At 62.0% G+C, this 22,417-nt stretch carries 20 protein-coding genes and 1 riboswitch; of the genes, 11 read left to right on the forward strand and 9 right to left on the reverse strand.

Features of this window, described 5'->3' with window-relative positions:
- Nucleotides 1–14 precede the first annotated feature (14 nt).
- The 3 genes from IB238_RS19400 to hemC form a co-directional block, all read right to left on the reverse strand.
- Nucleotides 15–1,262, reverse strand: coding sequence for a COG4223 family protein (locus IB238_RS19400; protein ID WP_192250769.1), 1,248 nt, complete (start codon nt 1,260–1,262; stop codon nt 15–17).
- Between the two features lie 116 nt (nt 1,263–1,378).
- On the reverse strand, nt 1,379–2,107 hold the full coding sequence (locus tag IB238_RS19405) for a uroporphyrinogen-III synthase (protein ID WP_192250771.1): 729 nt from the start codon (nt 2,105–2,107) through the stop codon (nt 1,379–1,381).
- A complete protein-coding gene (hemC, locus tag IB238_RS19410) occupies nt 2,107–3,036 on the reverse strand; it encodes a hydroxymethylbilane synthase (RefSeq protein WP_192250773.1) in 930 nt (309 codons plus the stop codon). Before hemC ends, IB238_RS19405 begins: the two co-directional genes overlap by 1 nt.
- 73 nt (nt 3,037–3,109) lie before the next feature.
- Between hemC and tsaD the strand changes: the two genes are divergently transcribed.
- The 10 genes from tsaD to IB238_RS19460 all read left to right on the forward strand — a co-directional run bounded on the left by tsaD (nt 3,110) and on the right by IB238_RS19460 (nt 13,354).
- Entirely contained in the window at nt 3,110–4,204 is a 1,095-nt protein-coding gene (gene tsaD, locus IB238_RS19415; protein WP_192250774.1) for a tRNA (adenosine(37)-N6)-threonylcarbamoyltransferase complex transferase subunit TsaD, read from the forward strand.
- On the forward strand, nt 4,201–5,193 hold the full coding sequence (locus tag IB238_RS19420) for an NAD(P)H-dependent glycerol-3-phosphate dehydrogenase (protein ID WP_192250776.1): 993 nt from the start codon (nt 4,201–4,203) through the stop codon (nt 5,191–5,193). Before tsaD ends, IB238_RS19420 begins: the two co-directional genes overlap by 4 nt.
- A gap of 15 nt (nt 5,194–5,208) precedes the next feature.
- The gene (locus IB238_RS19425; RefSeq protein WP_192250778.1) at nt 5,209–5,502 is read left to right on the forward strand and encodes a YciI-like protein; all 294 of its coding nucleotides are present in this window, start codon (nt 5,209–5,211) and stop codon (nt 5,500–5,502) included.
- Between the two features lie 5 nt (nt 5,503–5,507).
- Nucleotides 5,508–5,939, forward strand: coding sequence for an EVE domain-containing protein (locus IB238_RS19430; RefSeq protein ID WP_192250780.1), 432 nt, complete (start codon nt 5,508–5,510; stop codon nt 5,937–5,939).
- A gap of 7 nt (nt 5,940–5,946) precedes the next feature.
- Nucleotides 5,947–6,594 carry a methyltransferase gene (locus IB238_RS19435; protein WP_192250783.1) on the forward strand — a complete coding sequence of 216 codons (648 nt, stop codon included), beginning with the start codon at nt 5,947–5,949 and terminating at the stop codon, nt 6,592–6,594.
- Between the two features lie 444 nt (nt 6,595–7,038).
- Nucleotides 7,039–10,089, forward strand: a complete 3,051-nt coding sequence (locus IB238_RS19440) for a helicase-related protein (RefSeq protein WP_192251335.1) — start codon at nt 7,039–7,041, stop codon at nt 10,087–10,089.
- 4 nt (nt 10,090–10,093) lie between these two features.
- On the forward strand, nt 10,094–10,513 hold the full coding sequence (locus tag IB238_RS19445; protein ID WP_192250786.1) for an RNA-binding S4 domain-containing protein: 420 nt from the start codon (nt 10,094–10,096) through the stop codon (nt 10,511–10,513).
- 225 nt (nt 10,514–10,738) lie between these two features.
- Nucleotides 10,739–11,077: a ferredoxin FdxA gene (fdxA, locus tag IB238_RS19450; RefSeq protein ID WP_192250789.1), complete on the forward strand. Its 339-nt coding sequence runs from the start codon at nt 10,739–10,741 to the stop codon at nt 11,075–11,077.
- 384 nt (nt 11,078–11,461) lie between these two features.
- Nucleotides 11,462–12,031: a CarD family transcriptional regulator gene (locus tag IB238_RS19455; RefSeq protein WP_192250792.1), complete on the forward strand. Its 570-nt coding sequence runs from the start codon at nt 11,462–11,464 to the stop codon at nt 12,029–12,031.
- 453 nt (nt 12,032–12,484) lie between these two features.
- A complete protein-coding gene (locus IB238_RS19460) occupies nt 12,485–13,354 on the forward strand; it encodes an RNA polymerase factor sigma-32 (RefSeq protein ID WP_192250795.1) in 870 nt (289 codons plus the stop codon).
- A gap of 69 nt (nt 13,355–13,423) precedes the next feature.
- Here IB238_RS19460 and IB238_RS19465 read toward each other — a convergent pair whose 3' ends face one another.
- The 6 genes from IB238_RS19465 to thiB form a co-directional block, all read right to left on the reverse strand.
- Complete coding sequence (locus IB238_RS19465; RefSeq protein WP_192250798.1) at nt 13,424–13,936, reverse strand: DUF2721 domain-containing protein; 513 nt, start codon at nt 13,934–13,936, stop codon at nt 13,424–13,426.
- Nucleotides 13,937–14,033: 97 nt separating this feature from the next.
- Entirely contained in the window at nt 14,034–16,106 is a 2,073-nt protein-coding gene (locus IB238_RS19470) for a mechanosensitive ion channel family protein (protein ID WP_192250801.1), read from the reverse strand.
- A 141-nt stretch (nt 16,107–16,247) separates the two neighbouring features.
- Nucleotides 16,248–17,690: a M48 family metalloprotease gene (locus tag IB238_RS19475; protein ID WP_246723746.1), complete on the reverse strand. Its 1,443-nt coding sequence runs from the start codon at nt 17,688–17,690 to the stop codon at nt 16,248–16,250.
- A gap of 349 nt (nt 17,691–18,039) precedes the next feature.
- On the reverse strand, nt 18,040–18,780 hold the full coding sequence (gene thiQ / locus IB238_RS19480) for a thiamine ABC transporter ATP-binding protein (RefSeq protein WP_192250806.1): 741 nt from the start codon (nt 18,778–18,780) through the stop codon (nt 18,040–18,042).
- Nucleotides 18,773–20,383, reverse strand: coding sequence for a thiamine/thiamine pyrophosphate ABC transporter permease (gene thiP / locus IB238_RS19485; RefSeq protein ID WP_192250809.1), 1,611 nt, complete (start codon nt 20,381–20,383; stop codon nt 18,773–18,775). The genes thiQ and thiP overlap by 8 nt, the downstream gene beginning before the upstream one ends.
- 103 nt (nt 20,384–20,486) lie before the next feature.
- Nucleotides 20,487–21,491, reverse strand: a complete 1,005-nt coding sequence (gene thiB, locus IB238_RS19490) for a thiamine ABC transporter substrate binding subunit (protein WP_246723747.1) — start codon at nt 21,489–21,491, stop codon at nt 20,487–20,489.
- A gap of 45 nt (nt 21,492–21,536) precedes the next feature.
- A riboswitch (TPP riboswitch) is annotated at nt 21,537–21,649 on the reverse strand.
- Nucleotides 21,650–21,754: 105 nt separating this feature from the next.
- On the opposite strand from thiB, the gene IB238_RS19495 reads away from it, so the two are divergent.
- Nucleotides 21,755–22,414: a thiamine diphosphokinase gene (locus IB238_RS19495; protein ID WP_192250815.1), complete on the forward strand. Its 660-nt coding sequence runs from the start codon at nt 21,755–21,757 to the stop codon at nt 22,412–22,414.
- The last annotated feature ends 3 nt before the right edge of the window (nt 22,415–22,417 follow it).

The following is a 22,417-nucleotide window of genomic DNA, read 5'->3' on the forward strand; positions in this document are numbered from 1 at the left end:
GGTGTCGCTCCCCTTCAACCCTGGTTGCCATTGGATGACATTGCGCCGGAGACGATCGCGTTCACGCCATCTTCGACGGCAATTCGCTCGTCAAGGGTCGTCTTGAAGGCGGCACCCGCATTGCGGGCCACTTCGGGCAGCGTCTGCCACTCGATCTGTGCGCCCCTCAGGTCGCCATTCTGCAGCTTGTTCTCGATGCGCGCGATGATCGCCTCCGGCGCATCGCCCTCGACGTTTCCGACCGGGCGGATCTTGATGGCTGACGATGCGCTGGAGAGCAGCCGATCGACGATGCCCTGGTCGCCGGTGGGCTGGTGAACGGCCTCGATCATCTGGTCGGCGACAGGCCCGAAATCGCGCACGAGATCGGCCCGGGACGGCACGCCTGTCGCGGCGCGAGGCCGCAGGGTCGCGACTGCCGGATCGTCGGGGGAGATGCTGGCGAACGCATCAAGTTCGGCGAGGTAGGGACCGCCACGATCGATCGCGGTCTTCAGCGCCGTCGCGGCGACCGCGCGTGCCATCGCCACGTCGGTTCGCGGCTCGTCCAGTTTGCGTTCGGCAGCGTCAATCCGCTGGGTCAATGCCGCGGTCTGATCGGCGGCGGTGCGGTCAGCTGCCACTGTTTCGTCGCGCAAGGCGGTGATATCGGCGGTCAGCTTGGCGACACTCGCTTCCAGCGAGGCGATGGATTGTTCCTCTTCTCCAGAGCGCGCGGTGGCTGCAGGGCTTCCCGTTGCGGCCGTCTCGAGCGCTGCAAGTCGGGCTTCAATCGGCTGCAGGTCCACGGTGGGCGCGGGCGCTGTCGTATTGATGCTGGCCACCTGCGACTTAAGCGCATCGATCTCTGCGTTTAGCGGAGCGAGGTCAACGCTGCTGTCGCGTTCCGGCCCGAGCGCGGGCAGATAGCCGCCGTATTGCAGGGCACCGGCGCCGGCAAGCGCGACGAGGCCGCCGAGGATGGCGGCGGCGAACGCGCCAGACTTGCTGGGGCTCGGCTGTGCCGGCGATGAAGCCGTTTCATATGGCGGAACATAGGTATTGTCGGTTTCCCCAGAAGCTGCGGTCGCCGATGTATCGTCTGCCGGAGGCGGCACATATGCTTCAGGCTTGGTGTCTGCAGCCGGCTCGGCAGAAACGGCTTCCGTCGGCAACGTCGTTTCGGGCGTGTCACGAGCTTCGGAAGCCGGCTTGGCTTCTAGATCGATCGTCACGGGCGTCTCACCGGATTTCTTGCGGCGGGGCGGTTTTTCCGGGTCCATGACGGTCTCCTCGTTCTCCATTGCGATGCAATAAACCTAGTCAGGGAACCCGGGCAGGGAAAGCCCCTCCTTCGATTTAGGGCGCGCGACCTTCGCAAGCCGGGCGTGGCGACGAACTACAGAAGGTCGAGCAAATTCTCTTCTGTCGGCGCTGCTGCGACAACAACCGACTTCGCGAAACGTTGCGGTACGGCGGTCGCGACGCTGCCGCTGATGCAAAGAAAGAGGGTGCGCTCAAGATTATTCATGTGCTCGATTACTAGTGGCAACTCGAAAAAATGGCGCGCCGACTCGCGTGAATAAAACAGGATGGCATCCGGCTTTTGGTCAACGAGGATCGGCTGCATTTCGGTGCTTTTTGGGCGGATCGGCTCCATCCGATAACACACGGTTGTCTCATAGGCGACGCCGGCGGCATCAAGCCGCGCCTCGAAGTGTTTCGATCGTGGCATGCCGGCCAGATAGAGGAGAGGGTCGGGTGGAACTCCGTAGTCGCGCCTATGCGCAATGATCAGGTCGGCAAGGCTGTTGCCGTCGCCGGCACCGGGCGAAAGCACCGTGCGGAATCCGGCCGCCGTCGCCGAGCGGGCCGTGGTTCGGCCGACCGCGAAAACAGTCGTTAGTAGATGACGATCGAGCGCGTCGCCAATCGACAGCAGCACCCTTGCTGCCTCGCTGCTGGTGATTGCGATTGCCGAATGGTGCGTCGAGAGGGCCGCAAGTGCTGCCTCTTTGTCATGGACCGGTTCAGCCAGCGGGACGACGATGGGTGTATGGCCAAGCGCTGTGAGCCTCGCCGCCGTTCCTTTTGCCGAGGCATGCGGGCGGACGACGAGGATGCGCATCAGCCCCATCCGTCAAAGAAGCTGGTGCCGGCGGCTTCGCGAACAGTGTGCCCGGCTTTTGCTCCGAGTTCTGCAGCGCCCGCGGCCGGACCTTCGATCGTGGTTTCGTGGAACCGGGAACCATCGGGCGTGAGAATCATGCCGCGGAAGCGGATGTGCCCGGCGTCCGACACCGCATAGCCGGCGATCGGGGTGCGACAGGAGCCGTCGAGAACGGCGAGGAAGGCGCGTTCGCAGGTAACCGCCTCGTGCGTCGTCCGATCGTCGATGGCTGCGAGAAAATCGCCGATGCGCTTGTCGCTGATGCGTGCCTCGACGCAGATCGCGCCTTGCGCGGGTGCCGGCATGAATATCTCGGTATCGAGCACCTGCGTCGCCACATGCTCCTTGGCTATGCGTTTCAGGCCGGCATAGGCAAGCATCGTCGCGTCCGCCTGCCCCTCGGCGAGCTTGCGCAACCTTGTATCGACCTGACCGCGGAACGTGACCACGTTGATGTCCGGGCGCAACTTGCGGATCTGCGCCTGGCGGCGCAGCGAGGCTGAGCCGACGGTTGCGCCGTGCGGCAGCTCCATCAGCGACGGCGCTGTCCGTCCGACAACCGCGTCGCGCGGGTCCTCGCGGGGCAGAAACGCGACGAGGGCAAGTCCTTCCGGCAAGCGTGTCGGCATGTCCTTGGACGAGTGCACGGCGAAATCCAGATCGCCTGAATAGAGTTGCGCCTCGATCTCTTCCGTGAACAGGCCCTTGCCGCCAATATCGGAGAGGGGGCGATCGGTGATGCGGTCGCCTTGCGTCGAGAGGATAACGATCTCGAACATTTCTTCGGACAGCCCATGGGCTGCCATCAGGCGCGCCCGGGTTTCGTGTGCCTGCGCCAGCGCCAGCGGACTGCCGCGCGTCCCGATCCTGAAAGGTTTTGTTTGCATCCGCCTTGATCCGTTGTTACCGGAGGACCTCGTACCCGGCTTTTGCCGCCATCGCAATCAAACAGCGTGCTTCATGTCGTCCCACTTGACCGTCCTTGGCATCGAAACGAGCTGCGACGAGACCGCCGCGGCAGTCGTTTTGCGGGATTCAGAGGGGCACGGCGCGATTCTCGGCGACGTCGTGCTGAGCCAACTCGACGAACATAGCGCATATGGCGGGGTCGTGCCGGAAATAGCTGCGCGCGCCCACGTCGAGGCACTTGATGCGCTGATCGCGCAAGCGCTCGCGCGGGCCGGAAAAACTTTGGACGAAGTCGATGCGATCGCCGCAACCAGCGGTCCGGGGCTGATTGGTGGCCTGATCGTCGGGCTAATGACCGGAAAGGCGATTGCCCGCGCCAAGGGCAAGCCGCTCTATGCGGTCAATCACCTGGAGGGGCACGCCCTGACGGCGCGGCTGACCGACGGGCTTTCGTTCCCCTACCTGATGCTGCTCGTTTCCGGCGGTCACACCCAACTCGTGCTGGTGCGCGGTGTCGGAGAATACGAGCGCTGGGGTACGACGATCGACGATGCCTTGGGTGAGGCCTTCGACAAGACGGCCAAGCTGCTTGGCCTTCCCTATCCGGGCGGTCCAGCGGTGGAAAAAGCGGCCGAAGCGGGTAATCCCGATCGCTTCTCCTTCCCGCGCCCGCTCGTCGGCGAAAAGCGGCTGGATTTCTCCTTCTCCGGGCTGAAGACGGCTGTGCGCCAGGCGGCCCAGTCGATCGAGCCAGTCACCGAGCAGGATATCGCCGACATCTGCGCCTCCTTCCAGAAGGCGGTGGCGCGTACATTGAAAGATCGGATCGGTCGCGGACTGGAGCGCTTCCGGCAGGATTTTCCGGGCATCGTAGAACCTGCGCTTGTCGTCGCAGGTGGGGTGGCTGCGAACAAGATCCTGCGGACGACCCTTCAGGAGCTCTGCGATCGCAACCAATTCCGTTTCGTCGCCCCGCCGATGGCGCTCTGCACCGACAATGCCGCGATGATCGCCTGGGCCGGACTGGAGCGCATGGCGGCCGGCCTTTCGGCGGATGAGCTGTCGGTGGCGCCGCGTTCACGCTGGCCGTTGGATGCGGCCGCGGCCGCGATGCTCGGATCTGGCAAGCGGGGAGCGAAGGCATGAATCCACGCCCGCATGTCGTCGTCGTCGGCGCGGGAGCGTTCGGCACCGCACTCGCCACAGTCATCGCCGAAACCGGAGAAAGTCGTGTCACGTTGCTTGCCCGTCGGGCTGAGACCGTGGACGAGATCACTACGGCCGGTCGCAACGAAGCGGTTCTCCCGGGCATCACGCTTTCTGCGGCCCTGGAGGCGAGCGCGGATCGCGGAGTGCTCCGGGATGCGCCAGTCGTGCTTTTCGCCATGCCCTCACAGGCGCAGCGTGAGGCCGCACGCGAACTTGGGCCGTATCTGATGGAGGGGGCGTCGGTCATCGTCTGCGCCAAGGGTATGGAAAAGGCGAGCGGCCACCTGCTGACGGACGTGCTGGAGGAGGAATTGCCGCGCCAGCACATCGCAGTACTCTCCGGTCCGGGTTTTGCGGCCGACATTGCCCGCGGCCTGCCGACGGCGATGGTCATCGCAGCGGCAATGCTGGAGCGGGCAGCAGACTTGGCGCGTGCCCTTTCTGGTCCGACATTTCGCCTCTATCCGTCCACTGACCGTATCGGCGTACAACTCGGCGGAGCACTGAAGAATGTGCTGGCGATTGCTTGCGGGGTGGTCGAAGGAGCAGGGCTCGGAGATTCGGCCCGGGCGGCGCTGATTTCGCGCGGCCTTGCGGAGATGTCACGCTTTGTCGCGGCGCATGGTGGCGATGCGTCGACGGTAACCGGCCTTTCAGGACTCGGCGATCTTGTGCTGACGGGTACCAGCCACCAGTCGCGTAACCTGCGTTTCGGCATTGCGCTCGGAAAGCATGGCAATGCAGATGGCTGGCCGGGGGAGCTTGTCGAGGGCGCTTTTGCTGCGGGTGTCGCCTCGAGGGTTGCGGGCGAGCGAGGTGTCGTCATGCCGATCACTGACGCGGTTGCGGCGATCGTCGATGGCAAGCTTGACCTTGCGACCGCCATCAATGCCTTGATGACCCGCCCGATCACCCGGGAATTTTGAGAGGAAGGAGACGATATGCATTTTGCCTTTTTGTGCACGGACAAGCCCGGCGCCCTGCAGGTGCGACTGGATACGCGGCCCGAACACCTGGCCTATCTCAACAAGCTCAACGACGAGGGCAAGCTTGCCTTTGCCGGTCCTTTCCTCGGCGATGATGGCAAGCCGACGGGAAGCCTCGTTGTCGTCAAGGCTGAAACGATCGAAGCGGCCCGCACACTTGCTGAAGCCGATCCCTACGCGAAGGCCGGTCTCTTCGCCGATGTCGAGGTGAAGGTCTGGAATTGGGTCTTCAACAATCCGGAGGCTTAAGACTGATGGCATTCTGGCTTTACAAGTCCGAGCCCTTCAAATGGTCCTGGGCCATGCAGAAGGAGGCGGGCGAGCAGGGCACCGAGTGGAACGGCGTGCGCAACTATCTGGCCCGCAACAACATGCGGGCGATGAAGATCGGCGACAAGGGCTTCTTCTACCATTCCAATGAGGGGCTGGACATCGTCGGCATCACCGAAGTCTGCGCACTTTCCCATCCGGACTCGACCGCAGGTGACGATCCGCGCTGGGACTGCGTCGACATCCGCGCCGTCTGCGATATGCCGCGCCCCGTGTCGCTGAAAGAGATCAAGGCGAACCCGCGGCTGGAGAACATGTCGCTGGTTACCTCGATGCGCCTTTCGGTGCAGCCCGTGACGGAAGACGAATGGATCGAAGTCTGCCGCATGGGCGGGCTCGACAATCCGCCGCGATAGCCTGTCCGTGAAGACCGATCCCGAACGCTTCATCCTCGACAATACGTCGATCCTTTCGCCGCCGCACGTGCCGGAGATCCGGCTTCGGCTGGCGTCGGAAGCGCACGATTTGTGGCTGAAGACGGAGGAAGAGCTGGAGGAGATCGGCCTGCCGCCGCCGTTCTGGGCGTTTGCGTGGGCGGGTGGGCAGGGGCTTGCCCGCTACGTTCTCGACCATTCCGAAGCCGTTCGCGGCCGAAGCGTTCTCGATTTTGCAAGTGGCTCCGGCCTGGTTGCGATCGCGGCAATGCTCGGAGGTGCGGCGCAAGTGCTGGCCGTCGATATCGATCCCTGGACAGAAACGGCAATCCGGCTGAATGCGGCGCTCAATGAGGTGGATGTCATTCATTGCAGCGATAATGTCGTCGGCAAGGACGAGGGCTGGGATGTGATCCTAGCGGGGGACGTTTTCTACGACAAAACGTTTGCCGAGGCATTGATTCCCTGGTTTTCCAGTCTTTCGGCGCGAGGTGCGACGGTCCTTGTCGGTGACCCGGGGCGGTCCTATTGCCCCCGCGCGCGAATGGAGCCGCTTGCGACCTATGAGGTCCCCGTCACCCGTGCGCTGGAGGACAGTGAAGTCAAGCGGACGACGGTTTGGCGTTTCCTGCCTTAGCGCCGCGGTGCGACAGGCAAGTGAGCCTGTGTGTGAACTGGCACTGTCGAAAGAATTTAGATGCTCTTCCAAGAAAGGGCTTTACAGCCTTTTTGAGCTGAGTTGCGCATCCGCGCCAAGACTCGGCGTGGTAGCGAGGTAGATTCAGCATCTGGTGTGCAATCTTGCATGAAGGTCAATATCTTGTGGAGAACAAAACCTGAATCGAGGAGAGTCTTCGTTTCGTCTCCGATTCGTTCTCACCGTGTTCCGATTCGATCCGGAAAGTGTTGGCCGACGGGCTTTTTACGCCTGCGAAGACTGAAATTTCAGGAGAAATGCCGGCAGATTGCCCGGTGCTCTTGCTATTGCGCATCGTGATGGGCATTTGTGTTGCCGGCGCGCGGGGCACAACCGTCGCCAGACGATTGATACTTTCCGAGGCATGCCTTGTCTGCTGCAGCGATGATATTGAGCGGCCGCGGTGTCACCGCGGTGCTCGGGCCGACCAATACCGGCAAGACCCATTACGCAATCGAACGCATGGTGGCGCACGAAACGGGCGTGATCGGTTTGCCGCTCAGGCTGCTGGCACGCGAGGTCTATACACGCCTTGTCGAGAAGGTCGGTCCACACAACGTGGCCCTCGTCACTGGCGAGGAAAAAATCACCCCGCACATGGCGCGCTATTCCGTCTGCACCGTGGAGGCGATGCCGCGCGAGACACGGGCCTCCTTCGTGGCGATCGATGAGGTCCAGCTTGCCGGTGACCTGGAGCGCGGGCATATTTTCACCGACCGCATCCTGCACCTGCGCGGCCGCCACGAGACGCTGCTGCTGGGCGCGGCCACCATGAAGCCCATCCTCGAGCATCTGCTGCCGGGCATCACCGTGGTCGAGCGTCCGCGCTTGTCGCAGCTCTTCTATGCCGGCTCCAAGAAGATCACGCGCCTGCCGCAGCGCACGGCGATCGTGGCGTTCTCTGCCGATGAGGTCTATGCGATCGCCGAGTTGATCCGACGCCAGCGCGGTGGAGCAGCGGTCGTGCTGGGAGCGCTGTCGCCGCGGACGCGCAACGCCCAGGTGGGCCTCTACCAGGAAGGGGATGTCGAATATCTCGTCGCCACCGACGCAATCGGCATGGGTCTCAACCTCGATGTCGATCACGTCGCGTTCGCGCAGGATCGGAAATTCGACGGCTATCAGTATCGCAATCTCAATCCGGGCGAGATCGGTCAAGTCGCGGGACGAGCGGGTCGCCATGTCCGGGACGGAACTTTCGGTGTGACCGGGCGGGTCGATCCCTTCGATCCGGAACTGGCCGAGCGGATCGAAGCGCATGCGTTCGAGCCGGTAAAGGTCCTGCAATGGCGCTCGAAGAGGCAGGATTTTTCCTCGCTTGCGAGCCTGAAGGCAAGTCTCGAAGCGCCACCTGCAATCTCCGGCCTGGCCCGTGCCCTTCCGGCCGTCGACCAGCAGGCGCTGGAACATCTGTCGCGCTATCCCGAGATCAAGGACATGGCGACCACGCCGGAGCGGGTAGAAACGCTCTGGGAAGCCTGCGCGTTGCCGGATTATCGGCGCATAACGCCGGCGCAACACGCCGATCTTATCTCTACCCTCTATGCCGATCTGATCAGGCGCGGTACGGTGAATGAGGACTTTCTGGCCGAACAGGTGCGCCGCGCCGATCGAACCGATGGTGAGATCGACACGCTTTCGGCACGAATCGCGCAGATAAGGACGTGGACCTATGTGTCGAATCGGCCGAACTGGCTGGCCGATCCGACACACTGGCAGGAAAAGACGCGGGAAATTGAGGACCGACTGTCCGACGCGTTACATGAAAGGTTGACGAAACGCTTTGTTGATCGCAGGACATCTGTGCTCATGAAGCGCCTGAGAGAGAATGCGATGCTGGAAGCCGAAATCAGTGTAAATGGCGATGTCTTCGTCGAGGGACATCATGTGGGGCAGTTGGCCGGATTCCGGTTCACGCTCGCTTCGGGCGCGGAGGGTCCGGATGCGAAGGCCGTGCAGGGTGCCGCCCAGAAGGCGCTTGCGCTTGAGTTCGAGGCGCGCGCCGCCCGGCTCCATGCTGCCGGCAATGGTGACCTTGCCGTCGGGTCCGACGGTACCGTGCGCTGGCTCGGCGAACCGGTTGCCCGCCTTGCCGCGAGCGATCACGTCATGCGTCCGCGTGTCATCCTGCTTGCCGACGAGCAATTGACGGGCAATGCACGCGACCATGTTGCGGCCCGCATCGAACGCTTCGTCAATCACCATATTGCCACCGTGCTGAAGCCGCTCGACGACCTGTCGCGCGCGGAAGACCTGCAGGGGTTGGCCAAGGGCCTCGCCTTCCAGCTCGTCGAAAACCTCGGCGTGCTCTTCCGTCGAGACGTTGCCGACGACGTGAAGTCGCTCGATCAGGAGGCCCGCGCGTCGATCCGCAAGCACGGCATCCGCTTTGGCGCCTACCATATCTTCATGCCGGCCCTCCTGAAGCCGGCACCGGCCGAACTCATCACCCTGCTGTGGGCGTTGAAGAATGACGGCCTCGACAAGCCGGGCTATGGCGAACTCATCCCGGCGCTCGCCGCCGGCCGCACCTCGGTCGTCACCGATCCGAGCTTCGAGCGCACGTTCTACAAGCTTGCCGGCTTCCGCTTCCTCGGCAAGCGCGCCGTGCGCATCGATATCCTTGAACGCCTGGCCGATCTCATCCGCCCGCTCCTGCAGTGGAAGCCGGGCACCACGCCGCGCCCGGAGGGCGCCTATGACGGCCGCCGCTTCACCGCGACGACCTCCATGCTCTCGATCCTCGGCGCGACGCCCGACGATATGGAAGAGATCCTGAAAGGTCTCGGCTATCGCGCCGACAGCGTGAAGGCAGAAGAGGCTGCAGCGTTCCTCGCAGCCGAGGATGCGAAGACCGCTGTTGCCGGCGGGGTGGAAGCCACTGCCGTTGCAGCAGACGACGTACAGGTGACTGTACAGGATGACGCCGATGTTGAAGCGGATGCCGAGCCTGCGGCTGCGCAAGAGGGCGAAGCACAGGCTCCCGAGGCGGCTGAAGTCGAGCAGGCCACAGAAGTCGTGAGGGAGGATGTTGCTGCCACGGCTGCAGAAGACGCAGCTCAGATGGAGGCGCGACCGGTGCTGCTTTGGCGGCCGGGTGGTCGCAATGACAACCAGCGCCAAGGCCAGCGGGGGAATGGCGAACGGCAAGGAGATCGCCGCGGCGATCGCGGCCCGAAGGCGGGCGGACGGCGTGATGGCGATCGGCGTGAAGGCCGGCCGCAGGGCGGTCGTCCCGAATTTGCCAAGGGCCGCGACGGAAAGCCGCAGGGTGGTCGTCCAGAGCGCGGAGACCGCAACGATCGTCCGCAGCGTGACGATCGCTCCGGCAAGCAGGCCAAGTTCGAGGCGCGTCCGCCGCGCAAGGAGAAGCCGATCGATCCGGATTCACCCTTCGCCAAACTCGCTGCGCTCAAGGAGCAGATGAAGAAGTAGGGACATGACGGACAAGCGGGAACAGCCATCGGCTCAGGCGCGACAGCGCATCGATAAATGGCTGTTCTTCGCCCGTCTTCGCAAGTCCCGCTCCCTTGCGGCGAAATCGGTCGAACAAGGCGACGTTTCGGTGAACGGCCAGCCTGTACGCCAGCCGTCTTTCGGTTTGAAGCCGGGAGACACGGTCGTTCTTTCGCTGGATCGCCACAATCTGGTGGTGAAGGTGCTCCTGCCGGGCACGCGCCGCGGCCCCTTCGAGGAGGCGCGTATGCTTTACGAGGACCTGACGCCGCCGCCACCCCCTAAGGAAGAACGCAACCTGTTTGAGCAGGCGACGCGCGAACGCGGCGCGGGCCGTCCCACTAAGCGCGAGCGTCGGGAAACGGATGCGTTGCACGGCCATCACGACCGATCAGAAGATTAGTCCCGGAACCCGCCTATTTCACCGTTGAGCTTAGAAAATCTGTCCCGGTTGCGACTGATTTTGCGTATGGTTTGTCCTTGCAAACCGGGATCAAAGCCTTTACCTCCGAACCGTAAGCGGAGGTGCTTCGGGCATCGTGACGTGTCCCTATCTTCCGCGACGCCGGTCGATCCGGCGGGGGTCGGACACCCGGCTCCGGACTAAGGAAATTCGCTGGAGTTCATCATGACGTATGTCGTGACCGACAATTGCATTCGCTGCAAATATACGGACTGCGTGGAAGTCTGCCCCGTTGACTGTTTCTATGAGGGTGAGAACTTTCTGGTTATCCATCCGGACGAATGCATCGACTGCGGTGTCTGCGAGCCAGAATGCCCAGCAGAGGCGATCAAGCCCGACACCGAGCCGGGTCTCGACAAGTGGCTGAAGATCAACGCCGAATTTGCACAAGTTTGGCCGAATATCACGGTCAAGAAGGATCCGATGCCGGATGCGAAGGCCTATGACGGCGAGGAAGGAAAGTACGACAAGTACTTTTCCACCGAGCCAGGACAAGGCGACTGAACCTGCCGACGCCGTATGGCGGGCGCTGTCCGGAACTGGGGAAAACCAAGCATGCTCGTCCGCAAGCGGATAGGGCAGGCTTGATGACCCATGCGAAGCAAATTATTGATTTCGGCACTTTTTTGTGATAGGGTCAGAATACTGATCCAAGCGAGGCACTTGGTGTGCCCAAGCACCACCACGAAAGCAAACGATCCCCACGGCGCCGCTCATCTCCCATAAGCAACGTCAGCGTTGCTGTCTTGTGAACGCGCTGCCGCATCCGTTTGTGCCTTGTTGGACTGGACCAGGAATGGTGTCACCGACGGTGTCTCCGTCTTTCCCGGGCCATCTTGACCCGGCCCCGGCTCGCGCCGGGAGCGTTACAGGGAGTATTTGAACAGAATGACGACCCAGCAGAAGAAATCTTCCACGCGCCAAGGCTTCAAGACCGGTGAATCGATCGTTTATCCGGCGCACGGCGTTGGTCAGATCGTCGCGATCGAAGAGCAGGAAGTCGCCGGCATGAAGCTTGAGCTTTTTGTCATCGACTTCGAAAAGGACAAAATGCGTCTCAAGGTTCCGGTCGCCAAGGCCGTATCCATCGGCATGCGCAAGCTGTCCGAGACGGATTTCGTCGAGCGCGCGCTGAAGGTTGTCCAGGGCAAGGCTCGCGTCAAGCGCACCATGTGGTCGCGTCGGGCGCAGGAATATGATGCGAAGATCAACTCCGGTGATCTGATCTCGATTGCAGAGGTGGTTCGTGACCTCTATCGCGCCGAGAACCAGCCGGAACAGTCCTATTCCGAGCGCCAGCTCTATGAAGCCGCTCTCGACCGGATGGCGCGTGAAATTGCCGCCGTCAACAAGATGTCGGAGACCGAAGCCGTTCGCCTCGTTGAGACCAATCTCAACAAGGGCCCGAAGCGCGGCAAGGTCATCGAGGAAGACGACGCTCAGGACGAAGCTGCCTGAGACATCTCGCTCTTCGACTGTTTTCAGCCCGGCTGGTTCCCAGCCGGGCTTTTCTTTTGAACATGTCCATGGCACCGGGAGTTGATGTCAGGAATTTGCCCTCTGGCGCCATGCTCGAATCCATGAATCGAGAAGATCGCTGGAAACGTGAGACGGGGTCCCGATTGAATAGGCCGTCGTCTTCCCTGAAAAATAGCAGCGAAAACAACGTCTTCCGGCCGATTCGGCTGCCGTGAAGAATTACAAGAATTAGCCACTCGCCCAAGGGGGATGAGCAGTATAGCATGACCGCGTTGGCGACCGACTAGGCGGATGTCCAACCCAAAGGCCCCGGTCTTCGCAGCCGCACCATTGCTGGCTGACGCGAAGGTCTCGCAGACGCATGCATTGCAAGGTGAATACCATGGCGAAGTAGGTCATGGATCCTTTCAATCCCGGCTCAGGGAGTTGCCAATGGCTACCAGCGCAGCAGCAGACCGTCGCATGATCAAAATTGCCATGTCCGCTCCCTATCTCGAGCGGGATGAAGAGCAGGCGCTTGCACTCGCTTGGCGCAATCATCACGACCAGGAGGCTCGTAATAGAATAGCATTGGCCCATATGCGGCTGGTGATCGCGCTCGCCTCGCGGTTCCGTAATTTCGGTTTGCCATTCAACGACCTGCTGCAGGAAGGCTACATCGGTCTGCTGGAAGCAGCTGCCCGCTTCGAGCCGGAACGCGAGGTTCGTTTCTCGACCTATGCCACCTGGTGGATCCGCGCGTCGATCCAGGACTACGTGTTGCGCAACTGGTCGATCGTTCGCGGCGGGACCAGTTCCGCGCAAAAAGCTCTGTTCTTCAATCTGCGTCGCCTTCGCGCGCGGATCGCGCGCGGCGATACACACCTCACTTCCGAAACGGTTTATCGCGAGATCGCGACCGCACTGAAGGTCAGCACCGCCGATGTGCGCAACATGGATGCGCGGCTCGCTGCTTCAGACGTGTCCCTGCAGGCGCCTGTCGCCAGCGGGGACGAGACAGGGGCGAGCCATATGGACCTTCTCGCAAGCGAAGCGCCGCTGCCGGATGAGCAGGTCACGGAATTGATTGACGGTGAGCGACGGCGTGAATGGCTGCATCGCGCAATGATGCGGCTCAACGAGCGGGAAATGAAGATCATTCGCGCAAGACGCCTGACCGACAGTAGTTCCACACTGGAAGAACTTGGTGCGGACCTCGGGATATCGAAGGAGCGGGTACGCCAGCTTGAGAACCGGGCCATGGAAAAGCTCCGGGCCGCACTTTGCGAGGCAACACCTGCATTTTCAGAAAGCTATGCCTGACGGGGCCGCCATATGGAATCACCAGCAGTGACGGCAGTTGCAGCAGCCTGACAGTTGATGCTGATTGGGCTACTGCCTGTCCTTCGACGCACGTCGCCGTTCAAGTGCGTGACTGTCCGACGCGATCTGCTGCAACATGCTGCGGCCGGCCAGCGACATCTCGTAGAGGAAGGCGAGTAGGGCGCCGACCAGCGTTGCGACCGCAAGGCCGAAGAACCAGAGCAGTATCTGCTCGCGATAGACCTGCCGCATCGCGCCGACCATGAAGCCGAGGGTGGCCAGGCAGGTGCTTACACCTGAGGCTGTTCCCAACAGGACCGCGGCTTCGAGCGCGAGTGTTCGCTTGCGCAGGAACAGCAGATGCAGGAGGTGCTCCTCGTCGGGGTCTTCGTCTGAGATTGCGGATTCGAAGAACGAATTGACGCGGTCGGACACCCGTGCCAGCCGGGTGGAGAAAACGTTCAAACAGGCTGCGGTGGCCGTCAGCAGGAAGACGGGCGTGAGTGCCGTTTGAATGATGACGGCTGCGTCAGAGACCTGGAACTGATGCACGCTGCTCCTTTCGGCGACAGCAGGAGGCATGTCGCCTTGATCCGAAACCATGCGACATGCTTTAAGAATGTGTTCTTATGGAGTTGCTTCCAGACTGCCCCGCATTTTGAGGGGCGGCATACACGGTTCAGGTTTTCGCCCCGTCTTCGGCTGCTGCCTGTTGCGCGGCCAAGTCGGCCTGATGCTTGTGCATCGCCGCTGCGGCCGCCGCCTCCTTCTCGTCACCGCCCACCTGGAACGTCGGCTGGGCGAAGGAGATGTCATTTTCGGCGAAAGCCTGGGTGATCATCGTATAGGCGCGGCGCCTGATCGCAGTCTGCTCGCCGGTCGGGCGCGCCGTGAAGCCGAAGCTGATTTCGATGCCGAACTCGCCGATCTGCTCCACGCCCTTCATCTTCAGCGGCTTGATGAAGTGCGGCCCGAGTTCTGGATCCTCCAGCAGTTGTTTGCCGATATCCTTGGCGATCTTGCCGACTTTGTTGATATCCGTCTTGAAAGGCACCCGGATGCGGAATTTGTCGACTGTCCAGTCCCTGCTGCCGTTGCGGATCGCACCCAGCGAGCCGAAGGGGACGGTAAACACTGCGCCGCGATGATGCCGTAGACGGATCGAGCGCAGGCTGAAGGATTCGACGACCCCATTGTAGCTGCCGCTTTCGATCCACTCGCCGACCCGGAACGCATCGTCCATCAGGTAGAAGATGCCGCTGACGATATCCTTCACCAGCGTCTGGGAACCGAAGCCGATCGCAACACCGAAGATACCGGCGCCGGCGATCAACGGGCCGATCTGCACGCCCATTTCGGCAAGGATCGTCATGACAGCGACGCAGAGGACGACAACGGCAAGGCCATTGCGGAAGATCGGCAGAAGCGTCCGCATGCGTGCACGCCGCGCCTGCTCGTCCGGCGTCATGGTTGCCTCGCCTTCGTCGGGTGTCAGCTTGCGGTCGATGGTGGTCTTGGCGATTTGCCAGGCGAGGTCCGCAAGCAGAAGTATGATGACGCTTTTGAACAGGCCGGAGACGATCGATTGCAGCAGCGGGCTTTCTTTTGCGATCTCGTTCGGATTGTAACGCCAGACAAGGGCTAGCCATCCAACGGCGATGAGGATCACGACGGCGCGAACACCCCTGACGAGCAGGACGGTGCGTAGCGTGCTGGCCTTTTCTTCGTTCCAGCGCGTCAGCGCGAAGGCTCTCGTCAACCGATCGGTTGCTGCAAGTATCTTCGGAAGGGCGATCGCGTAGATGCCGAGCCAGAACAGGCCAGGGAGATTTACGCACCAAAGCAGCCAGAGGCCAACCAGATAAAGCGTAGAAAGGACATTTCCTGCGCGGGTGGGCGGGTTGCCTTGGCGGTCGAGTGGCCGGCGCCAGACTGTTTCCATGCTCAACAGCAAAAGGACAATGGAGAATGCATAGGTGATGACGGCGCGCACATCGGGGTTGACGCCGAGGGGGCGGCAAATCGCCCAGAAGGCGATTCCAAAGGCCAGCACCGCGCCGAAGATCCGAAGACGGGTGTAGTAAAAGTGTGAAGTTCCGCCGACGTCCAGAGACAGCCTGCACAATCCAAGTGCAAAGCGATAGCCGATCATGGCGAGCAAGGCATACAAGATCACGACGCGAAGATGCGGCGGCCATTCCACCACGAGGAAGATCAGCGCGGCAACAAAGGCAAACACCAGTAGGGGGCCAAACTCGGCGTAGGCGCGCGTCAATATGGCGCTTTCGAACTGCGCCTTGCGTACCCGCGTGCGGAAGAGCCACTCGACGACAGCGCCAGCAGCGATGATGCCGAGCAGGAGCACGATTCCCGGGGCAAAGCCGTCTTCACCTGCCTGCTGCCGTACCTTGGCGGCGGTCGCGGCGATTTCGGAGGGAACGTTCGGAATTGCTGCGCGCAGCGCCCGAAATCGGCTGCGCGCCTGGGCCTCGATATCCTCGACCTCCAGCGTCGCTTCTGAGGCGACTTCGCTTGTCGCGCTTGCGGGAGGGCGGTTCTGGATCCAGTTTCTGATATCCGGATCATCCAGCAACTTCAGGAGCTCGGCGAGCTTTTCCGTGGGGGGCGCCGCCGGCGCCGCTTGCGTGGGCGTGTTACTCGCTGGTGCAGTCTGCGCAATGGCGTGCGGAGTGCTTAGGACCAGCAGGAGAGAGAACAAGCTGCACAACAGAAATGCGGGAAACTTGGACATCGTACCCCACGCGTTTGCGAAACTACAAAAGTATTATTCCGCGCACCAACAAATGCAACGGTAGGATTTACCTAGCATTTTCGCGCGTGGGCCGAAAGGTGGCTTGCCGCGAACGCAAAGCGGCACAAAATCGGACAGCTGCTACTCGGCGATGATCTTCAACTTATCGCCCGGCTTGATCGTGCTTGTCGATGATAGTGCGTTGATCAGGCGGAAGAGGTCGAGCTTTCGGTCCGTTCCCATCATCCGGCCGGCAAGCGAGGCGACCGTGTCGCCGGGGCGGGCGGTGACGACGCGGACCCGGAGTGGCTTCAAGGAACTGATTTCCAGCGGGGTCAAGCGCCGGAACGAAGTCTTCAGAACATTGGCAGTCGGCTCGAGGGCGGGCGAGCCTTGTGGCGCGGCCGTCAGGAAGCGGTAGATCTGATTGCCGATGCGCACGACGGTGACGTCGAATTCCCAGCGGTCTGCCGCTGCCCGTGCCGTCGCGGCCTCCAGTCCGTTGATTGTCGTCGGGCGGATCGTTTCAGGCTTCAACCCAGTCACCCAACCGCTGGAAATGTAGTTTACGAGGCTTTGGCGCTGGCTGTCGGCGACGCCGTCGAAGCGGATTGCGATGTCACCCGATCCCGTTGCCAGAACGGCATCGGCCTTGTTGTCGATCTGGAAACCCGCAGGCACGTCGAAACGGATGCCGAGGGTACCGTGCAGGAAGGTCTGCCCGCGGACATAGCCCTCCTGAGGGCTGTCGCCGTAGAGCAGGCCGTCAATGCCGGCGAGGTAATAGTCACGCCCGCGATCGCCGACCGTTCCCGGCGCCCCGAAGGCACGTGCGTGACGGCGGGCAAGCTCGACGCGCTGCGGCGCATTCGGGTGGCTGGAAAGGAAGTCCAGGCTCTGATCTGCCTCCGGGTCGACCGCGGTGAACTGGCCGTATACAGCCATCGAATCGAGGAAGCGCGCGGCGGCGTTGGGGTCATAACCCGCCTCTCCGAGCATCCGCACGCCGATCACGTCCGCCTGTAGCTCCTGGTTGCGTGAGAAAGCCGCAAGCCGCAGCTTGCCGCGGGCGAGCGCCTGTTTGCCCGCGAGATTGCTCGACAGCACTTCGGCGACGACGCGGCTGGCGATAACCTCCGCCTCTTCTTTCTTCTGTCGCTCGATGCCGTGGTTTGCCGTCACATGCGCCATTTCATGCGAAAGAACGGCTGCGACTTCCGAGGCGTCGTTGGCAAGCGCCAGAAGGCCGCGCGTCACATAAAGATAGCCGCCCGGCAATGCGAAAGCATTAATTGCTGGCGAGTTGAGGATGGTAATCCGATAGGATTGGGTCGGGTTCTCCGAGACCGCAGTCAGCGCTCCGGCAATGCGGGCAACCAGACGCTCTGTCTTGGCGTCCTTGTATTCACCGCCGTAGCTTGCAACGATGCGCGGATGCTCACGCGCGCCCATTGCAGCGCGGGGGTCGTTCTTCTGAACCTCGTCGACGATCTGTGGACTGGACGACGGTGCGACGGTCGGCTCGTAGGTCTGATCGAAAGCCTGGCATGACGCAACGGCACCGGCCAGCGCAAGGGCAAGCATCGCGCGCGCAACTGCCGCCCCGCGTCCTCTGCCAAAACCCTGATGCCGACCCACGCCCAGCATTCGTTCCATGCCCCTTCGCAACCCGCTTCCCGATCCGGAGAACACTCAGACCTGTCGACGTTCGGACCGTATCCGATTCGAAGACGAAGTACCCTCGCGTGTTCGGATTGTTGTCACGGCTTTCCGATGTATCGTGCCGATACCCGCTGGTCCTGAAAGGACCTTTCGCCGAGAGATAGACGCACTGCCCCTTGCCGACAACTCCCGATTCCAGAATCGGTTTTCAATGTGGCTCCGGTGACACAGCGTAGCGTCCAAAGTATGGCAATCCCTCGTCGGAAAAGCGTTATTCATCAATGCCAAGGAAGTCGGCCAGTGCGGGCAGCTCCCGGTGCGCAAGAAAAGCCTCGATCGGTGCCATTAGGGCGATCGCTCCGTTGTCGATGAACATTGCCTCATCGGCGAGACGCCGCAGGTCTTCGACCTGATGCGTGATGAACAGCAGCGTACTCCCCGTTTCAGTGCGAAGCTCAGACAGAAGTGCTGCCATGTCGGCGCGCATGGCCGGATCGAGTGCAGCGAAGGGCTCGTCGAGGAGCAGGATGGGGCGGCGGCGCACGAGCGCACGGGCAAGTGCCACCCGCTGCCGCTCTCCGCCCGAAAGCAGGGCTGGCATGCGATGTCCATAGCCGGCGAGACCGACGCGGGCGAGGGCCAATTCGACCTGCTCGCGCCCGGCCGCATCGAGGCGAAGCGACGGATCGACGCCGAGGCCAACGTTCTGGCTGACGGTGAGGTGCGCGAAAAGGTTGTTCTCCTGGAACACGATGGACACCGGGCGTGCTGCCGGTTCACGCCCATTCATGTCCTTGCCGAATATCGCCACGCTGCCTGAGCGAACAGGCTGGAACCCGGCAATGACGTTGAACAACGTCGACTTGCCGGCTCCGGACGGACCGGTGACGGCAACGCTTGCACCTTTGGTAATGGCGCAATTGAAGACGAGACGCTTTTGCTCGAACTGAACGGTGGCGGCCACAAGATCGATCGCAGGGACATCCGGGTTTGGGCGGGCGGGATCAACCATTCTCTTGCCCTGTGTTTTTTTCCCCTGCGGTGGACGGCAGCGTCAGCAGCAGGCAGATAGCACCCAGCAGTAGTGCGATTCCTGCCGCATCCGCCGTGCGATAGCTTCCCATCCGGCTGAACAGCAGCCAGGGTAAGGTAACAAACCCATCCGCACCGAAGATGGCGATTGCGCTGAGATCGCCAAGCGACAAGGCCATGGCAAAGGCGAAGGCTGTCATCAGCGGCCGCTTCAATGCCGGCAGATCAATCCACCTCACTCGATGCCACCCGGTGACACCGAGGCTGACAGAGAGCCGGCCCGTGCGGGCAAGATGCGTTCGGTAGGCCGGGCCTAGCACACGTACCACAAATGGCAGGGCCATAAGGGCATTGACGACAACCACGACGTAAGGTGCGAAGGGTCCCGTCGCGCCAAACTGGCGCAGCATCAGAAACCAGCCGGTCGCCACGACGACGGGCGGCACGAGCAGGATGAGCGAGCTTGTGGCCTGAAGCCCGCCCGCCAGATATCGTGCGGGCTTACCCCCGGACGCCGTAAGCTGCGGAACGGCAACGACGGGAAGTGCGATGGCGAGGCAGAGTGCGGCCGAAGTAGCTGAAATTGCAAGGCTGGTCAAAAAGGCCTGATGCAGCAACGGATCTGCCGCAAGGCGGGTCAGGTCGGCGGAAAGTCCTGACGTGACGATGGCGACAAACGGCGTGGCGGTAAAGAGCACGAAAGCCGAGATTGCGAGGCTGTCGGTGATCCTCCTTCGTTTCCCGTCGAAGCGTCGCACGATGCGGCCGCTCGTCGGCGCCTCTTCCGCCGGCGTTCCAAGCATCCGCATCAATGCCAGCAGCGTTCCGGTGACCACGATCTGCATCGCCGACAGGATCACTGCGCGCTGCGGATCAAAGTCGAACCGCAGTGCCTGATAGATCGCGACTTCGATCGTCGTCGCGGCCGGACCTCCACCGAGCGTAAGCACGATCGTGAAGCTCGTTGCGCAAAGCATGAAGATGAGGCCGGCAATTCCGGGCAGGAGCCCACGGATGACCGGCCATTCGATCAGGCGGAAGACGGCAGCCGGCCGCATGCCGAGATTGGCCGAGGTCAGCCAATATTCTGCTGGAATGCGCTCCAATCCGGCCAGCATCAGGCGCGCGGCGAGCGGGAGGTTGAAAAAGACATGGGCGATGAGGATGCCTGCCAGGCCGTAGACGCTGATGGGATTGTCGAGCCCGAGTAGCACAAGCACCTCGTTGACGACGCCGCGACGGCCCCATACCTCGACGATGGCGAGTGCCGCCACCAGTGCCGGGAGACCGAGGGGGAGGGCGGAAAGCCGAACAATCCATGTGCGACCCGGAAAACCCCGCTGGCGCGCCAAAGCGCAGGCAACCGGGATGGCGATGACGACCGAGAGCAGGGTCGACAGGCTGGCCTGGACGAGCGTGAACCGCGCGACGCGGATAAGGTAGGCATCGAACAGTGCACCGCCGGTGCCACCTTCGGCGTTCAAGAGCAGCATTGCAGTTGAAAGGCCGGCGAACAGCAGGATGAAGCCGAGGGCTATGCCCCCGGCTCCTATGATCGCAGTTCTTTCGCTCGTCGTGTACATGCAGTGCTCAAGGCATCACGTTCGCGGTTCATGCGGCTGACGCGGGTGCCTTGCCACATCAGCCCGGAGGAGCCGTCCCGCACCTCCGCAGGTAATCTGGCCTTTATTTGGCGCTCATTGCTGCCAACCATTCGTCAATCCAGGCCTTGCGGTTTGCTGCAACCTCGTCGGCGGAAAAAAGGAAGGTGTGCTCGGGCTTTACCAGCTTGCCGAAAGCGTCAGGGAGGGGAGCGTGGGTTGCGGCAACCGGCATCATCCAGTTCGTCTCGGGAATAATCGACTGGAAATCGGGGCCGGTCATGAAGCTGAGGAAATTCCTGGCCAACTCCGGATCGTCGGCTGCCTTGGTCATGCCGGCGACTTCGATCTGTACGTAATGGCCCTCGGAAAACGCGGCTGCCTGATAGCGTTCGCTGTTCTCCGCCACCATGTGATAGGCCGGGGAGGTCGTGTAAGAGAGCACCATCGGCGCTTCGCCCTTGGTGAAGAGGCCATAGGCCTCGGACCAGCCGGGGGTGACGGTCAGAACCCGGTCCTTCAGCTTCGTCCAAGCCTCGCCCGCCTTGTCGCCGTAGACGGACTTGACCCAGAGCAGCAGGCCGAGACCCGGTGTCGAAGTGCGGGGGTCCTCGATGACGATCTTTTCGTTCGGATCGCCCTCGACCAGTTCCTTCAGCCTCTTTGGCGGGTTTTTCAGTGCCTCCGTGTCATAGACGACTGCGAAGTGGCCATAGTCATAGGGGAGGAAGGTGTCGTCTGCGAAACCACCAGGCACGGTCAGGACTTCAGGAGAAAGCTGGTGGGGGACAAAGAGCCCGGTTGCCTTGGCTTCAGAGATCAGGTTCGTGTCGAGACCGAGGACAACATCTGCCTTCGTGCCTGCGCCTTCCAGCTTAAGCCGCGTCAGCAGTTCCACGCCGTCAGCGACGCCGACCCATTCGACCTTGCAATCGCAGGTCTTCTCGAATGCAGCGGCAATTTTGGCTCCCGGCCCCCATTCGGTGACAAAGCTCTCGTAGGTGTAAATGGTGAGCGTTTTGTCGGCCGAAACCGCCGGCGAGACGAACGATGCTGCGGCGAGCAGCGTAAGCGTGGAGAGTAGTCTCATGCGCATCAGCGCCTCCTCTTCGATCCAATGAACGGGAATAGGGCGCTGGATGTGCCGTCTAATCCCTCCGCCGGTACAAACCGGATCAGGTTCCGCGGGTTGGCGTATGCCTCTCAGCCTTTGGTTCTTACGAGCCACAGGCACCCCGTTAGAGCATGAAGAGCATTAGTCCGGCACAGCCCCGTATGCAAGCGGCTTGCTGCCGGTCCATCATCTGCAAAGGCGTTTCCATTCCCGCGGAACATGCGCTAGACGGTGTGCGCATGACGAACGCTGCCGACCAATTTTTTGTCGTCCTTCTTGGAGGAGATCTTGAGCCGACGCTCCGGTTCCGGATGGCGACGGCCGGTGCCCGCTTCATCGCTGCCGACGGAGGCATGCGTCATGCCGCAATGCTCGGTATCACGCCCGAAGCCTGGGTCGGTGATTTCGATTCCACCTCTCCTGAAGAGCTCGAAGCCTGGAGCCACGTTCCACGTGAGTCCTATCCTGTCGCCAAGAACGCCACCGATGGCGAGATCGCCGTGTCAGCGGCGCTCGAACGCGGGGCGCGAAGGCTGATCCTCGCCGGCGCCCTCGGCGGCGAACGCAGCGATCACGCGCTGATGCATCTGCTTCACGCCGCGGCGCTCAAGAAAGATGGCTTGGACATCATGTTGACCTCCGGGCTGGAGGAGGCCTGGCCGCTGCCGCTTGGCCGGACTGTGATCGACCTGCCGGAGAAGAGTCTGTTCTCCATTCTCGGCCTGACCGCGCTGGCGGGTCTTTCAATCCAAAACGTGCGTTACCCGCTGAACACGTTCGACCTTCCGTTCGGTTCCTCGCGCACAGTTTCCAACGTGGCGCTCGGCCCCGTCACCTTCACCCTTGATGCCGGGCTGGCCGTGTTGCTCGCCCGACCCTACGATTTTTCAGGAGCCTGACAC

This window comes from Rhizobium sp. ARZ01 (assembly GCF_014851675.1).
GTDB lineage: Bacteria > Pseudomonadota > Alphaproteobacteria > Rhizobiales > Rhizobiaceae > Mycoplana.

What these genes read in the sequence shown, in the direction of transcription:
- IB238_RS19400 (WP_192250769.1), bottom strand. Translation starts at nt 1,262, where the DNA reads ATGGACCCGGAAAAACCGCCCCGCCGCAAGAAATCCGGTGAGACGCCC.
- IB238_RS19405 (WP_192250771.1), bottom strand. Translation starts at nt 2,107, where the DNA reads ATGCGCATCCTCGTCGTCCGCCCGCATGCCTCGGCAAAAGGAACGGCG.
- hemC (WP_192250773.1), bottom strand. Translation starts at nt 3,036, where the DNA reads ATGCAAACAAAACCTTTCAGGATCGGGACGCGCGGCAGTCCGCTGGCG.
- tsaD (WP_192250774.1), top strand. Translation starts at nt 3,110, where the DNA reads ATGTCGTCCCACTTGACCGTCCTTGGCATCGAAACGAGCTGCGACGAG.
- IB238_RS19420 (WP_192250776.1), top strand. Translation starts at nt 4,201, where the DNA reads ATGAATCCACGCCCGCATGTCGTCGTCGTCGGCGCGGGAGCGTTCGGC.
- IB238_RS19425 (WP_192250778.1), top strand. Translation starts at nt 5,209, where the DNA reads ATGCATTTTGCCTTTTTGTGCACGGACAAGCCCGGCGCCCTGCAGGTG.
- IB238_RS19430 (WP_192250780.1), top strand. Translation starts at nt 5,508, where the DNA reads ATGGCATTCTGGCTTTACAAGTCCGAGCCCTTCAAATGGTCCTGGGCC.
- IB238_RS19440 (WP_192251335.1), top strand. Translation starts at nt 7,039, where the DNA reads ATGATATTGAGCGGCCGCGGTGTCACCGCGGTGCTCGGGCCGACCAAT.
- IB238_RS19445 (WP_192250786.1), top strand. Translation starts at nt 10,094, where the DNA reads ATGACGGACAAGCGGGAACAGCCATCGGCTCAGGCGCGACAGCGCATC.
- fdxA (WP_192250789.1), top strand. Translation starts at nt 10,739, where the DNA reads ATGACGTATGTCGTGACCGACAATTGCATTCGCTGCAAATATACGGAC.
- IB238_RS19455 (WP_192250792.1), top strand. Translation starts at nt 11,462, where the DNA reads ATGACGACCCAGCAGAAGAAATCTTCCACGCGCCAAGGCTTCAAGACC.
- IB238_RS19460 (WP_192250795.1), top strand. Translation starts at nt 12,485, where the DNA reads ATGGCTACCAGCGCAGCAGCAGACCGTCGCATGATCAAAATTGCCATG.
- IB238_RS19465 (WP_192250798.1), bottom strand. Translation starts at nt 13,936, where the DNA reads ATGCCTCCTGCTGTCGCCGAAAGGAGCAGCGTGCATCAGTTCCAGGTC.
- IB238_RS19470 (WP_192250801.1), bottom strand. Translation starts at nt 16,106, where the DNA reads ATGTCCAAGTTTCCCGCATTTCTGTTGTGCAGCTTGTTCTCTCTCCTG.
- IB238_RS19475 (WP_246723746.1), bottom strand. Translation starts at nt 17,690, where the DNA reads ATGCTTGCCCTTGCGCTGGCCGGTGCCGTTGCGTCATGCCAGGCTTTC.
- thiQ (WP_192250806.1), bottom strand. Translation starts at nt 18,780, where the DNA reads ATGGTTGATCCCGCCCGCCCAAACCCGGATGTCCCTGCGATCGATCTT.
- thiP (WP_192250809.1), bottom strand. Translation starts at nt 20,383, where the DNA reads ATGTACACGACGAGCGAAAGAACTGCGATCATAGGAGCCGGGGGCATA.
- thiB (WP_246723747.1), bottom strand. Translation starts at nt 21,491, where the DNA reads ATGAGACTACTCTCCACGCTTACGCTGCTCGCCGCAGCATCGTTCGTC.
- IB238_RS19495 (WP_192250815.1), top strand. Translation starts at nt 21,755, where the DNA reads ATGACGAACGCTGCCGACCAATTTTTTGTCGTCCTTCTTGGAGGAGAT.